The organism is Acidobacteriota bacterium (genome assembly GCA_035529075.1).
Lineage (GTDB): Bacteria > Zixibacteria > MSB-5A5 > GN15 > FEB-12 > DATKXK01.
Window position 1 is genome coordinate 151,011 of record DATKXK010000015.1, and the last position, 14,595, is coordinate 165,605.

Annotated in this window: 14 protein-coding genes; all 14 read left to right on the top strand. The window is 60.7% G+C overall.

Annotated features, from left to right (window positions below; translation table 11 throughout):
• The 14 genes from VMY05_10345 to VMY05_10410 all read left to right on the top strand — a co-directional run bounded on the left by VMY05_10345 (position 1) and on the right by VMY05_10410 (position 14,595).
• A complete protein-coding gene (locus VMY05_10345) occupies positions 1-606 on the top strand; it encodes an indolepyruvate oxidoreductase subunit beta (GenBank protein ID HUV31474.1) in 606 nt (201 codons plus the stop codon).
• Positions 607-616: 10 nt separating this feature from the next.
• On the top strand, positions 617-1,684 hold the full coding sequence (gene buk, locus VMY05_10350; GenBank protein HUV31475.1) for a butyrate kinase: 1,068 nt from the start codon (positions 617-619) through the stop codon (positions 1,682-1,684).
• A 25-nt stretch (positions 1,685-1,709) separates the two neighbouring features.
• Complete coding sequence (locus tag VMY05_10355) at positions 1,710-2,663, top strand: phosphate acyltransferase (protein ID HUV31476.1); 954 nt, start codon at positions 1,710-1,712, stop codon at positions 2,661-2,663.
• 3 nt (positions 2,664-2,666) lie between these two features.
• Positions 2,667-3,602, top strand: a complete 936-nt coding sequence (locus VMY05_10360) for a phosphate acyltransferase (GenBank protein ID HUV31477.1) — start codon at positions 2,667-2,669, stop codon at positions 3,600-3,602.
• Positions 3,603-3,736: 134 nt separating this feature from the next.
• Entirely contained in the window at positions 3,737-4,816 is a 1,080-nt protein-coding gene (locus VMY05_10365; GenBank protein HUV31478.1) for a sugar phosphate nucleotidyltransferase, read from the top strand.
• Entirely contained in the window at positions 4,791-5,432 is a 642-nt protein-coding gene (locus VMY05_10370) for an SPOR domain-containing protein (GenBank protein ID HUV31479.1), read from the top strand. The genes VMY05_10365 and VMY05_10370 overlap by 26 nt, the downstream gene beginning before the upstream one ends.
• A complete protein-coding gene (locus VMY05_10375) occupies positions 5,422-6,057 on the top strand; it encodes an L-threonylcarbamoyladenylate synthase (protein HUV31480.1) in 636 nt (211 codons plus the stop codon). Before VMY05_10370 ends, VMY05_10375 begins: the two co-directional genes overlap by 11 nt.
• 2 nt (positions 6,058-6,059) lie before the next feature.
• Positions 6,060-6,539, top strand: a complete 480-nt coding sequence (locus tag VMY05_10380; protein HUV31481.1) for a low molecular weight protein arginine phosphatase — start codon at positions 6,060-6,062, stop codon at positions 6,537-6,539.
• A 4-nt stretch (positions 6,540-6,543) separates the two neighbouring features.
• Entirely contained in the window at positions 6,544-7,386 is an 843-nt protein-coding gene (locus VMY05_10385) for a DUF3108 domain-containing protein (protein HUV31482.1), read from the top strand.
• A 171-nt stretch (positions 7,387-7,557) separates the two neighbouring features.
• A complete protein-coding gene (gene ftcD / locus VMY05_10390; protein ID HUV31483.1) occupies positions 7,558-9,072 on the top strand; it encodes a glutamate formimidoyltransferase in 1,515 nt (504 codons plus the stop codon).
• A gap of 3 nt (positions 9,073-9,075) precedes the next feature.
• Entirely contained in the window at positions 9,076-9,912 is an 837-nt protein-coding gene (locus tag VMY05_10395; protein HUV31484.1) for a PHP domain-containing protein, read from the top strand.
• Positions 9,909-12,026: an MXAN_6640 family putative metalloprotease gene (locus VMY05_10400; GenBank protein ID HUV31485.1), complete on the top strand. Its 2,118-nt coding sequence runs from the start codon at positions 9,909-9,911 to the stop codon at positions 12,024-12,026. The genes VMY05_10395 and VMY05_10400 overlap by 4 nt, the downstream gene beginning before the upstream one ends.
• Positions 12,023-12,565 (top strand): ECF transporter S component, encoded by a 543-nt coding sequence (locus VMY05_10405; protein HUV31486.1) that lies wholly within the window; start codon positions 12,023-12,025, stop codon positions 12,563-12,565. The genes VMY05_10400 and VMY05_10405 overlap by 4 nt, the downstream gene beginning before the upstream one ends.
• Complete coding sequence (locus VMY05_10410) at positions 12,547-14,595, top strand: hypothetical protein (GenBank protein HUV31487.1); 2,049 nt, start codon at positions 12,547-12,549, stop codon at positions 14,593-14,595. The genes VMY05_10405 and VMY05_10410 overlap by 19 nt, the downstream gene beginning before the upstream one ends.

A 14,595-nucleotide genomic window follows, 5' to 3' on the forward strand; every position in this document is an offset into this window, starting at 1 on the left:
ATGCAAGACAAAGACAACTACAGTATCCTGATAGTGGGAGTCGGCGGGCAGGGCGTGCTGCTGGCCTCCGAGATTATCTCCGAGGTTGCCATGACCGCCGGACTCGACGTGAAGAAGTCGGAGGTTCATGGCATGGCTCAGCGCGGCGGCGTCGTAACCTCGCACGTGCGCATCGGTCCCAGGGTGTACTCACCGACCATCGAGTACGGCAGCGCCGATATTCTCATCTCGTTTGAGCAGGCCGAGGGACTTCGCGCGGTCGACTGGCTCCGTAAGGACGGTATCGCCATCATCTCCGGCACGACCCTGATCCCGGCCATCGTCACGTCCTCCAGGAAGCACCACTATCCCGAGGACGCCATCGCACGTCTGAGGGAAAAGCTGGACCGCGTTATCCCGGTCCAGGCCGACAAGATTGCCGCCGAGATCGGCAATCCGCGACTGGTGAATACCATACTTCTGGGTGTCCTGTCCAACTACCTGCCGTTCGAGCGTGATCAGTGGACCGACACCATCAAGGCGAAAATCAAGGCCAGGCTGGTGGATATCAACCTGGAGGCGTTTGAACGCGGTCGGGCAATCAAGCTGGCTTCGGTCGGGGCATAGGAGCGGGATCGTGGCGGCATTGATGCTTATCATAAACCCGGGTTCGACTTCGACGAAGACGGCGCTGTTCGACGGCGACGGGAAAGTGGCCGAAGAGGTCGTCAGGCACGATCCCGCCGAACTGCGCCGGTTTGACAACGTGACGGATCAGTTCGACTACCGGATGCAGGCCATCGATCACTGGATTGACTCGCTCAAAGTCGATCCTGACCAGGTCAAGGCCGTGGTAGGGCGGGGCGCGCCCCTTCGACCGCTCGAAGGCGGCTCGTACGCGATAACCGATCAGATGCTCCAGGACTTGCGGACGGCCAGGTATTCCAACCACGCGTCCAACCTGGGGGCCATCATCGCACGGCATCTCGGCGAACGGTACGGCGTGCCGTCGCTGATATCGGACCCCGTCACGGTGGACAATTTTACGGACGTGGCGCGGGTGAGCGGTATCCCTGAGATAGAGCGCAAGTGTCGAGTGCATGCCTTGAACATCAAAGAAGTCTGTCGGCGCGAGGCCGCAAAGACCGGCAAGCGCCTGGACGAGGTCAACTACGTGGCCGTTCACATGGGCGGCGGGGTTTCCGTCGCGGCGCTGAGGCGCGGGCTTGTAATCGACGTCAACGACGCGCTGCTGGGAATGGGGCCGTTCTCTCCCGACCGCGCCGGTGCGCTGCCGATCGGCGGACTGGTCAAGCTCTGCTATTCGGGCAAGTACACCGAGAAGGAAATGACCGATAAACTGTCGAAGAAATCCGGCCTTGCGGCGTACGTCGGCAGCGGCGACCTGCGCGAGGTTGAGGAGATGATCGACAACGGTGACGAGAAGGCACTGCTGTACCTCGAGGCCATGGCCTACCAGATTGCCAAGGAGATCGGGTCTGCGGCAGTGGTCCTGGCCGGTGATTTCGAGGCGATCGTGCTGACCGGCGGGATGGCGTATTCGAAGCGCCTGGTCGACGAAATCACCGGGCGGGTGTCATTCTTTAAAAAGGTGGTGACCGTGCCCGGCGAGTTTGAAATGGAAGCGCTGGCGGCCGCCGGACGACGGTTCCTCGCGGGTGAAGATCAGTTGAAGGAATACTGAGAATCCTCTCACAGGCAGGTGGGGCGTGGATAACCAACCGATATACTCGTCGGACCAGTTGATTGAACGGGCCGTTGCCGTCGCTGAAGCAGGGCGCAAAAAAACCGTAGCGGTGGCGGCGGCGCAGGATGCCGACGTTATCGGCGCAGTGGCCGAGGCTCAGGCCGACGGGTTTCTCGACGGCATTCTGTTCGGCGATGAAGAGAAAATCAGGGCCATGGCCGGGGATCTGAAAATAAGCATCGACAATCTGACCGTGAAAGACGAGCCGGATCCCCTGGCGGCTGCTCATGCCGCGGCCAGACTCGCTTCGGAGAAAAAAGCCGACGCGATCATGAAAGGCTTCCTGCCGACGTCGGCCCTCCTGAAAGTAGTGCTCGATAAGCAGTACGGCCTGCGCGGACCGAACACTCTCTCGCACTGCGCCGTGCTTGACATCCCCGGGTACCATAAGCTGTTGAATTTCACCGACGGCGGCATGGTGGTGAGGCCGAATTCGGAGCAGAAATACCAGATCCTTGAGAATGCCGTTATGGTCGGCCGGGCGCTGGGATTGTCGCCGGTCAAGGTTGCCCTGTCGGCGGCCACCGACAAGTACACCGAGCGGATGCCGCACACCCTCTCGGACGTCGATACGGTCATACCGATGGTGCTCAAGCGTCTCGAAGACGTCGTCATCCAGGGGCCGCTCTCGCTGGATCTTGCGTCCTCCCGGTCGGTGGCGGAACGCCACACCAATACGGGGGAAGTCCTTGGTGACGCCGACATCTACGTGGTTGATTCCATTGAGGAAGGCAACATAATCGCCAAGTCGCTGATCCAGTTTGCCGAAGCCGTTTTCGCCGGCGTCATAGTCGGAGCGAGAGTCCCGGTTTCACTGGTCTCACGGACAGACACGGTGAAGAACAAAAAGGCTTCCCTGGCCCTGGCCTGCGTGATCGCGGACTACTACGTGCAAAACAGAATCTGGGAGAACTGAACGATGCTGCCGGAAATGGAAATCCCCGAGGTACACACGTTCGAGGCCGTACTCGAGCGCGCCGGACGCAAAGCGGCGGGCCTCAGGCCGAAGGCCGCCCTGATCGTGCCGTGCGAGATCGACGACCTCAAGGCGTTTGTGCGTGCCTGGCATGACCGGCTCATCGAGCCGGTCTTCATCGGCGACAAGGATCGGCTTATAAAGACTGCCGCCGAGCATCATATCGGCCTGGGCGAACCCCGTTTCGAAGACGTGAAGCAGCCTGACGAGGCGGTGACGGCGGCGGCCCGGATGGCGAAAGCCGGGGAGACCGACCTGATCGCCATGGGGCAGGTGCCGGTCGCCCGCATGCTCGCGCTGCTGTTTGCCTCCGACCAGGGTTTCCGACTGCCCGCCAGGACCGTCTCTCACGTCGCCGTGCTGAAACCCGAGAAGTATCGAAAACTGCTCCTGCTGACCGACAGTGCGGTGGTGGTGCAACCGGACCTCAAGAAAAAAGTCGATCTGATCAAGAACTTGGTTTTCGTCTCTGAGCGGATCGGCATCGCCGGCCCCAGGGTGGCCGTGGTGGGCGCGGTTGAAGTCATCTACCCGCAGATGCCGGCGACAGTGGAGGCGGCGGTGCTGGCCAAGATGGGAGAACGCGGGCAGATCAAAGGGGCCAGGGTCGACGGGCCGCTCTCCTTTGACGTGGCGGTGGACATGGCCGCCGCCTATGCCAAGGGCATCAAGGACTCACCCGTGGCCGGTCAGGCGGACGCTCTGGTAGCTCCCAACATCGAGGTTGCCAACGGCGTATACAATGCCATGACGCTATATGGTCGGTGCCAGATAGGCGGTGTGATCGTCGGTGGCAGGGTGCCTCTTGCGGTAAACGCCCGGGCCGATTCTGAGGCCGCGCGTTACAATTCGATCGTGCTTTCCGTTCTTGCCTGCTGATCCGACCTTTCGGTGCGGGCCGGGAGACGGCCGGGCCGCGTTTTCGGGTCGCCGGGCGCAAACTTTCCTTGACTGTGCCGTTTAACCCTATTATTATCAGTCAATTACGGCGATGCATTCGGAAGGGAGATAACGTGATTTACGGTATAATTATGGCTGGCGGCAAAGGTGAACGATTCTGGCCGCTGTCGCGATTGGACAGGCCCAAGCAATTCCTCAAGTTGACATCCGATATGACTATGCTTGACGAGACTATCGGACGTATCCAGATGATGATACCGCTCGAGAGGTTGCGCATTGTCACGGCCGAATCCATGGCCGGAATGGTTCTGGATTCAGCCGATTGCCTGAAGCCCGAGCACATCTTTGCCGAACCGTGCGGGCGAAACACCAGCCTGGCCATCGGGCTTGCAGCCGTGCACATCAGGCGTGCCGACCCGGAGGCCGTTATGGTCGTGCTCTCGGCCGATCATCTGATCCGACCGGCGGAGAAGCTGATCAAGATCCTCGAGGACGGCTGCCGCATTGCCGCCAAAGACGACGTGCTGATTACTGTCGGTATTGTGCCGACCCGTCCGGAGACGAGCTACGGGTATATCAAGTTGGGCAAGCCGTACCCGTTTGAAGGTGGAACCACCGTATACGAGGTCATGGCCTTTACCGAGAAACCGAAGACGGTGGTGGCCCAGGAATACTATTACAGTCACAAGTACCTGTGGAACGCGGGCATGTTCATCTGGACGGCGGAGTCCATTCTCAAGGCGCTGGCGGAGCATCGCGCCGACGTGTACGCCATGCTCATGGAGTACGCGGATGCCATCGGCACCGACGGGGAAGCGGATGCGCGCACCCGCCTCTACGAGAAGTCGCCCTCGATCTCGGTGGACTATGCGGTGCTGGAAAAAGCCGGGAACGTTCTGACCATGAAGGCGGACATCGTCTGGGACGACGTCGGCAGCTGGAATGCACTGGAACGATACAAGGAACGGGATTCCGACAACAACGTCGTCGTCGGCAGCGCGGTTCTGCATGACTCGTTCGAAACCACCGTGTTCAACGACAGTGAAGGCGTGGTCACGTGCCTCGGCGTTTCCGATCTCGTCGTGGTGCGTTCGTCGAACATAACACTGGTCGCCCACAAGACCAAGCTCCTACAGATAAAGGAGCTGCTGAACAAGCTCGGTGAAGATGAAGAAACTCGAAAGTATCTGTAGCCTGGTGTCCCTGCTGGTGGTCCTGGCGTGGGCGGCCTCGTGCACGTCTCCCCGGGCGGTGCGCCAGGAGGGCCGCACGGAAAGACCGCCGACCACGCTGGATGCCCGCGGTTTCAATCCACTCGAACTGCCGCGCGATACGGAAATCGTTCCCCTGGAGCACCCGCGTGCGGGCGCTGTGACCGGACGGCAGGCCCTGGTCGGCCCCGGGGACTTCACACCGGTAACGGATACGGCCGCTCCGGTAGCGCTGGACGTTCCGGAGGTGATCGACACCGTGAATAGCCAGGCCTACCGGGTGCAGATATTTACGAGCAAGCTGTTCGGTGAAGCGCGCCGGGCAGCGGTCATCGCCGAGGAGATCTTTGACCGCCCCGTCTTTGTTGACTACGAAGTGCCGTATTTCAAGGTCCGGGTCGGCAATTTCGACTCGCGCGACAGAGCCGAGGCCTATCTTCAGAAAACTCGGGCGGCCGGCTATAACAACGCGTGGGTCGTGATGGTTACCCTCAACGTCAGGGAAGCACCGGGATTGTATGAGAATCTGCCCATCCTTGGACCTTCCCCCGACAGCACCGTCTCAGACAGTGTTCAGTATGACGAAGATGGCTACTGAGCTGGTTGCAGTCAATCCCGCCAGCCCCGACGAGGCTGTCATTGAGCGCGCCGCCGGGCTGCTAAGCGAGGGAGGCCTGCTCGTCGTGCCCACCGAGACGCGGTACGGCCTGCTGACACGGTTTGACCGCCCGGAATCGCTCGTGCGCCTGTACCGGGTGAAGCGGCGCCCGACGACCGTTCCGACCGCGTTGTTCCTGACAGGCTACGAGGAGTTCTCGCAGTATGGGAAACGCAGTTCGATCACGGACCGGCTGGCAGTGGCGTTTCTGCCGGGGCCGCTCACTCTGGTGGTCGAAGCAACCACGGATCCGGGCGAACCGGTGGTCGTGGCTGGCAAGATAGGCCTCCGTGTGTCATCCTCGCGGATCGTGGCCTCTCTGCTTCAGAGCGTGGGTGTGCCGCTGACGGCTACTTCGGCAAACATCTCCGGCCAGACGGGCTCCGAGACGGCGACCGACATCGCCGCCGCGCTGGGCCCGGAGGTGGACCTGTATCTCGACGCCGGGCGCCTGGCCGGCCCCGTGTCGACCGTGGTCGATTGCTCCGGAGGCCACGCTCGCATACTGCGGGAGGGAGCCATATCAGCACCCATGATTGAACGGGCACTGGACAGACAGGACTAATCGTGGCCGAGAAATACACCATAATGTTCGTCTGCACAGGCAACACCTGCCGCTCGCCGATGGCCGAGGCGGCCCTGAGGACCCTGCTGGAGAAACGGCACCCGGGCACCTTCGAGATCATCTCCTCCGGGACGGCAGCGGCCGAGGGCTTTCCCGCTACCAGGTACGCGGCGGAGGCGGCCAGGATGTGGGACTGTGATCTCTCCGGCCACCGATCCCGGCAGCTCACCAGTCAGTTGATCGACCGCTCGGACCTGATCATCGCGATGGCGCCCGGGCACCTCGAGGAAGTTCTAAAACTTGCACCGGACGCCGCGGACCGCACATATTTGCTCAAGAATTTTCCGGATCCCTCGCCGGTCGGTGATCACGTGGAAGATCCGATCGGGCAGACGCTGAACAAGTATAACGAAACGTTCCTGGAAATCGGCGAATACATCGGCACTTTCATCGACGAGATTGTAAAAAGGATTGATGGATAGCGCAATGCCTGACAGGACATCGTGGCACAAGCTGCTGCTCACTCTGGTTGTGCTGGCCGGGGTGTTTCCGCTGCTCTATTTCGTTTCGGTGGAAATAGGCATCGCCGAGGCAGCCGGCATCGTCGACAGCAAACCGCTCGATTCGGCCGGATCGTTCGACCGCTTCGTTGAAAACGTCGCCTTCGGCGTCGGTGAGAAGCTGACCTTCGATGTCGGCTATGGTTTTATCAATGCCGGCAGCGCGACGATGGAGGTCACGCGCCTGATCGAATACCAGAACCGCCCGTGCTTCCAGATCGTGACCCGCGCCCAGTCGAACGGTTTCTTCTCCACATTCTTCAGGGTCGACGACCGGGTGGAATCGATCATGGACGCGGTGGGCCTCTTCAGCTGGCAGTTCGAGAAGAAGCTGCGCGAGGGTAACTACCGCTCGCATCGCAAGTACGCTTTCGACCAGAGGGGCAATTCAGTCGTCTATAAGGACGATACCATCTCGGTTACACCGCACGTGCAGGATGCGCTCTCGATGCTGTACTACGTCCGCACGCAGCCGCTCCAGGTGGGCAAGCCGGTCTTCGTGGAAAGCTTTGTCGACGGCCGGAGGATCTCGCTCGAAGTCCGCGTGCGCAGGAAGGAAACCGTGACGGTCGAGGCCGGGACGTTCGAGTGCTTCGTGGTGGAGCCGCTGACCAAGTCGGTCGGTATATTCAAACACGAGGGGAAATTGACGGTCTGGCTTACCGATGACCGGCTGAGGCTTCCGGTGCTGATGAAGTCAAAGGTAATCGTGGGGTCAATCTCCGCGGAACTGACTGACTACCGGCTCGGTGAAATCGGCGAGTTCTGAGCGCGCGACGACCCCGGCGGGATTCTCTCTTTTCCAGCGAGCCGCCAGAACTCTCCGGTGGCGGGCTTGACACCGGTGATCCGATTGCCAATAATAGGCGTTCTTATTTGTGCTCGGCCGGCGTGAGCGCCTGATGACCGGCCGAAGTGGACGAAAAATGGAGAGCGCAACATGGCTAAATTAGTGGAATGCGTGCCCAACTTCTCCGAGGGACGTCGCCCTGAGGTGATCGACGCTATATGCAAGGCGATAACGTCGGTGAAGGGAGTCACCCTGCTTGACGAGGAGATGGATGCCGACCACAACCGGGCGGTCGTTACTTTTGTCTGTCACCCCAATCAGGCCGTCGAAGCCGCCTTTCGCGGTTACCAGAAGGCGGCCGAGCTGATAGACATGAGAACGCATTCCGGCGAACACCCGCGTATGGGTGCCTGCGACGTCTGTCCCTTTATTCCGCTGTCGGACGTGACCGAGGAAGATGTCGTCGAGTTGGCCCACAAGCTTGGCCGGAGGGTAGGCGAAGAGTTGCAGATACCGGTCTACCTGTACGAAAACGCCGCCACTACGCCCAAGCGGAGGAACCTGGCCAGGGTCCGCACCGGTCAGTATGAAGGCATCCGGGATTCCATAGAGATTGATCCGTCGCGCAAGCCCGACTACGGTCCGGCCAGGATCAATCTCAAGGCCGGGGCCACCGCTATCGGTGTCCGCTTTCCCCTCATTGCTTTCAACGTCTACCTGGGCACAAACAAGAAGTGGATTGCCGACAAGATCGCCGATGCGGTCAGAAGCCTGCGGGGCGGGTACCGCTTTGTCAAGGCGCTCGGTTTTGAGATTAAAGAACGCGACCAGGTGCAGATATCGATGAACCTGGTCAACTATACCAGGACCCCGATATTCCGCGTCCTGGAGACCATCCGTAGCGAGGCCGCCCGTTACGGTGTCAACGTGACCTCCACGGAAATCGTCGGTCTTGTCCCCAATGACGCCATCCTCGACGTCGCTGATTTCTACCTGCAATTGGAGAATTTCTCCAAAGCGCAGGTCCTGGAGTCCAGGCTGCAGGAGGCCGGGACGGCCGGGAGTCAGCCCGGTGAGAGTTTCTACGACCAGGTGGCGTCCTCGTCTCCCGCCCCGGGCGGCGGGTCCGTAGCTGCATCGGCCGGAGCCCTCTCGGCCGCCCTGACGGCCATGGTGTGCCGGCTGACGGTGGGCAAGAAACAGTATGCGGACGTCAAAGACGAACTCAGCACGGTTCGCGACCGCGCGGACGACCTCCGCGAAGAACTTGTCACCCTGATCGAGACCGACAAGGAGGCCTTCAACGCCGTGATGGACGCGTACAAGCTTCCCAAGGGCACGGCGGAGCGCGACGAGGCCGTGCAGGAAGCCACCAAGCGGGCCGCCCTGGTCCCGCTTACGGTCATGCGCAAGGCCCTGGACGTCCTGACCATGGCGAGCACGGTAGCCCGGAAAGGGAACGAGAACTCGATAACGGACGCCGGGGTGGCCGGCCTGATGGGTCTGGCGGCGGTTCAGGGCGCCGGGTACAACGTTCGCATCAACCTGGTTTCGCTGAAGGATACCGAGACGGCGGCCCGGTTGAAAGCTGAAGCGCTCGACCTGATCGAGAAAGCCACGACCGTGGCTGAGGAGATCCAACAGTTGGTCGAAGAGAAACTATAGCTGATGCCGCAGTTCATAGACCTGCATTTGCACACCAGTTGTTCCGACGGCGTCCATGATCCGGAGCAGCTTCTGGTGCTCGTCAGGAAAGCCGACCTGGCGGCGTTCTCTCTGGCTGATCATGACACGCTCGATGGATACCGGGCGATAAGAGATATCGTTACGGATTCCGATCCCGAACTCATTGCCGGCATTGAGTTGTCCGTCTCCGTGAATGGTGAAGACCTGCACATGCTCGGCTACCTGCTTGACCCCGACAACAAGGTGCTGGTTTCGGCCCTCGGCGAGTTCCAGGAAAGGCGGAACCAACGCGGGCGCTTGATGGTTCAAAGGCTGAGAGACATGGGACTGGATATCACTTTCGAAGCCGTTGAGCGTGCCGCGGGCAGTGCGGTCATAGGCCGTCCGCACGTGGCCGACGCCATGTTCGAACTGGGCCTCGTCGGGAGGTACGAAGAAGCATTCTATAGGTACATTGGCAATGGTCGCCCGGCGTATGTGCCCAAGAGCAGGCTCGGGCCGCGCGACGCCGTTGAACTGATTCATCAGGCCGGCGGAGTGGCCGTGGTGGCCCACCCGATTGTGGCCGATATGTACCAGTATGTCGAGAGGCTTGCCGGTCTGGGCCTTGACGGGATCGAACTGTACCACTACATGCACAAGAGACACCACCGCAAGCAGTTGCGGGCCCTGGCCGATCGTTTCGGGCTGTTGGTGACAGGCGGCTCGGACTTTCACGGCCGGGAAGAGCGGAGCGCCGGTATCGGTTCGCAGAAAGTGCCCGCCGAGCTTCTCGAGACACTGAAACAGCGCGCCGAGCAGATACGGAGTCGAAATTGAACCGGGCCTTCTTCCTGTTGACGATCTTGCTTCACGCGGCCACAGTGCACGTCGCTGCCGAGACGCTGTCGCTGGAACGCCAGCGCGAGATAATCGAACTGTACCAGTACGTGACAGGTCAGCGCGAACGCCTGCCTGCCGCCCTGGCCCAGCTCGACGAAGAACAACGGCCGCCGATACGGTGCGGCACCATTGCCATTCTCGATTTCCTCGACAACTACGACCGGCTTGACCCGACGCTGCTTGCTTCGCTGGGCGTGACCACGCCGCCCCGGCCCGTCCTGGATTCCACGTATGACACGCCTTCGGGTATGATCCGCCTGCACTATTCTGCGGATGGAATTGACAAAGTCAGGTTCGCCGATGTCGACGTCAATGGCAACGGTGTCCCTGATTACGTGGAGAAGGTCGCCGGCATCGCCGACTCGGTGTATGACTTCACCGTCAACGTGCTCAAGTATCCTCCTCCTCTGCCCGACACCGCCTGCAGCAACGGCGGCGACGCACGAGTCGACATCTACATACGAAATCTCGGTTCGGACGTCTTTGGCCTGACCTGGGCTGATACGGCCTGTTCCGAAGATCCTGATTTGCAGTTCGTTCCGGGCTGGATTGAAATCGACAACGATTTCGTCGCTGTCAGCGCGTACAGGGACCGGCCGCTGGACGCCGTCCGCGTGACGCTGGCCCACGAGTTCTTTCATGCCGTACATTTCACGCTTGACTACACGGAATCACGGGAAATCGTCGAAATGACGGCGGTCTGGATGGAAGAACAGCAATACGACGAAATCAACGACTACTACACCCTGTTGCCGTACTTCTTCAACCCCATCAGTTGCATAGACGCGGGGGACGGCCTGGAGTGCGTGCGCCATCCCGGCCGGTCGCTGCAGAGCCAGGTACAGTACCACCATTACGCCTCGGTCCTCTTCCCGATCTTTCTGACGGAAGCGTATGGTCGCGACATTGTTCGTCACATGTGGATACGCTCCGGCGAACTCGGCCCCGGCACCCACTGGTTGCAGGCGGTTGAGGAGGCGCTCGATTCGGCCACCGGCCACTATGTCTGTGACAGCGGTTCGTTTGACACCGTCTGTCATGATTCGAGCTGGGCCGCGGAGAGCTTCGCGTCGGCGGTCCAGGATTTTGCCGTCTGGAATTACTTCACCGGGCCGTACTCGGACCAGGCTCCGAACGGGATCGGGTACAGCGAACGTCATGCCTATCCCACTATACCGGTGGAACAGATGCTGGTGGTGAATACGTACGGGGACACCCTTCTCAACGACAGCAACCCGCTTATCCCGGAAGTGAACGGTATCGTGTATGTCCGGTTCGAAGATATTCCGACCATTATCACCGACTACTGGGTCTGTGACAGCGGCTCGTTTGACAGCGTGTGCTACGACTCCAGCAACGTCATTGACACCGTGTTCAACGTCTGGGCCTCGTTGTCCAGACGCCCTGAGTACTGGGGAGCGGCCTTCATCCTGCAGATGGTAAACAACCCGGATTCCCACGAGGTGCTGTCAACGATCATCCCGGGCGACGGCGACCTGTTTGCGGACATCCCCGGAACGCCCCGGTATAACTCCATCACCATGGCCCTGACGCCGACGGCGGTTGATCCGATGATCTACTTCAACGGCCCGGCGGCTCCGTTCGGATATGCCCTGTGGGATGACTGGAGTCTCCCGATCCCCCCTGACCCCGCTTTGGTCAACCTTCCGGCGGCGTTGCTGGTGCCGTATCCCAACCCCGCCGTGGTATCTGGACACGGACCGCAGGCGGCAGACAGCGTTACTTTCCGGCTCGAAATTCCGACCGATTCACAGGCCGGGCTCGCTTACCTCGACCCGTACTACCAGGTTGACCTGTACACCGTGGCCGGCGAACTGATCCGCACGATCAAGCTGCCGGTGTCCGGCGAGCAGCTCGACCGCTACACCGGTCCGCCCGTCATTACGTATTCCACCGGCTGGGATATGAAAAACGAAAACGGTGATGACGTCGCTTCCGGCGTTTACCTCGTGTACGCCCACCTTTATTCGGACGTCAGCAGGAAGACGCTGCTGGCCGAAGACCGCACCAAGGTGGTTGTTCTCCGATGATCGGGGAACCCCGGATCATCACGCGGATTGCACTTTTCTCAGCCCTTGTCTATGTCCTCTCCTGGGCCTTCGCCCCGTATCCAAACGTCAACCTGATCTTCTTCGTCATCTTCACCGCCGGGTTCCTGTGGGGTGTAACTCCGGGGGTGCTCGTTGGCCTGATAGGGACCGGTCTATGGACGGCGTTCAATCCGTACGGTCCGGCCACCTGGCCGGTCATGCTGGCCCAGGTGAGTTCAGCCGCCGTCTGCGGTCTGGTGGGTGCCTGGTACGCGCGTACGTCCTGGCGGCGGCAGGGACCGGTGCGCCGGACTGCGACGCTCGTGATTGTCGCCGTCGTCTGTACCTATGCTTACTACCTCCCCGTCAGCGCCGTGGATGCCTGGGTGTTCCAGCCGTTCTGGCCGCGCTTCCTCACGAGCCTGGTGTGGTCGCTGGTTTCGGTCGTATCCAACGCGCTTATTTTCCCGTTGCTTTTCGGTGTCACGCGGTATTTATATGACAGGGAACAATCCCGGCTATGTCAAGACAGGCGGTAATCATATGCATCCTGGTTGCTCTCACTGGTTCGACGCCTCGGGCGGGCGCTGAAATCCACCGGTACCTGGGCACGGCGGCCTCGGATTCCACCGACGTCAGTGACACGCTTCCCCGACCGGATTCACTGACGCTCGATACCATCACTCCGGCTGACAGCACGAGCCTTTCAGATACGCTGACCGAGGCTCAACGAATGCTCTTCGAGTTCGAGGAACGGTACCGGCAACGCCAGAAGGAGCAGAAAACGGAGAGCCGGGAGCAGTTGTCCTGTTTCGACACTCTGGTACAGTATTTTGCATCGGAGCGACTAAACCAGCGGGACCGCGTCGCGTGGTCATTCTTTCGCGATCCGGGAGACTACTTCAAGTTTGATCCCGGCTACTTCGTGCTCGATCACCAGACGACGCCGATGCGGAAGACCGTCCAGCCGTTCGGGCTTTCCGGCAGCCGCCTGGACGTGATTCACAACGGGCTGCCGATTCGGCCGTTCGAGCATATTCCGGAACCGGACGGCCTCATCGATCTGAACGATGTCCCCACGGCCCTGGATCACGACGTTTTTCTTCTGGCGGGACCGATCGGAATGCTCTTCGGCGGACAGCAGGCAGTGGCCACGCTGGTGACGCGGCCGGCGCGGCCGGACGGCTACGTGCCGCAAAGCGCCTTTCTGGTCGACAAGGGCCCGTTTGCTTTCTCGTATGCCCGGGGTCGGTATTCAAAGAAGTTTACTGACGGCCGCGAGATTGACATGTCGATCGGCTACCGCAAGGCCGAGGGTGAGATACTGTCATCCTTCGACGATGCCTACCATTACTATGGCGACGTGTACCTGCCCGTCGGTGGCAGGCTGGCCGTGCAGGCCGGCGGCCAGTTGTACGACCGCGACGGCCGGCTGGCCGTGCGCCCGCAGGCCGGCGGCACGCTCCAGGCGCGCGACCGGTTCGATCGTTCTCTGAGGCTCGGCCTGGTCTGGCACGATTCGACCGGCACCACTCGGTACGACGTCGGCTACACGCATCTTCGCCAGGCTTCCTTTCTGACCCGCAGCTATGTCGCTACTTTCGACCAGGTCGGCCACGGCTTCTACGTTACGCGGGCGTGGATGGCCGGGGGATCGGTTTTTTTGGCCGAAATGAACGGCGATTACCTCGAGTATGAGTTCGGTCCCGACAATAGTACCGCCACGCGCTATACCGGGGCCCTGGCGGCCACGCTGGCTTCGACCGGCGCCCCCTATCGCTACGGGCTGCGGTTCCGTCAGCAGTACCTGGATGACTTCAAGATGCTGCCCTCGGCCACAGCCGTGCTTTTGCGCGAATCCGAACGGCTGTTTCTGCTCATGTCGGCCGGTTACTCCCAGCGGGCACCATCGTTGCACGAACTGTACCTGCCCTTTCTGGCCGCCGGCATTTACGGCAGGGGCCCGGGTGATTACGCCGATCACGGAAACACGGAACTCACCGTTGAAAAACAACTGGTCGGCTCCCTGGATCTCGAGTTGGGTCGCCGTGACAATGGCCTTGGCTTCCGGGTGGTGGCGGGTAAGATTTTTGACGGCATAGACTGGCAATACGAGCGCCGTGGGATTCAAGCCGTCTTCTCGCCGATCAACAGCGAACTTGATTTTGTCACCGTGTCCGGCCGCAAGGCCGTCCGCATCGCGGATTTTCTGCGCTTTCACGGTGGCGCCGCCTATCACTATCTCGTATACGAGAAGTTTGCCACCAGAGCGTATTCGCCTGATTTTCAGACTTTCTCCGGGATGGAGCTGCACCTCTTCTGGCCCCGGACACGCATCGACCTGTATGCCTACGGCGAGGTCGTGTACACCGGATCATACGATGGTTATGAGAAACAAGGCCTGGGTCGGGAAGCGGTGGCCAACGCCAAGCTGTCGTTCCGCATGGGGAGTTTTCGCTTCCACTACGTTTTTCAGAACATTCTGGGCAATGTCTACGAGACGCGCGAGGATTTCGTAAACCCCGGCCGGTACAGCTACTGGGGGTTCACCTGGGATTTCCTCAATTAG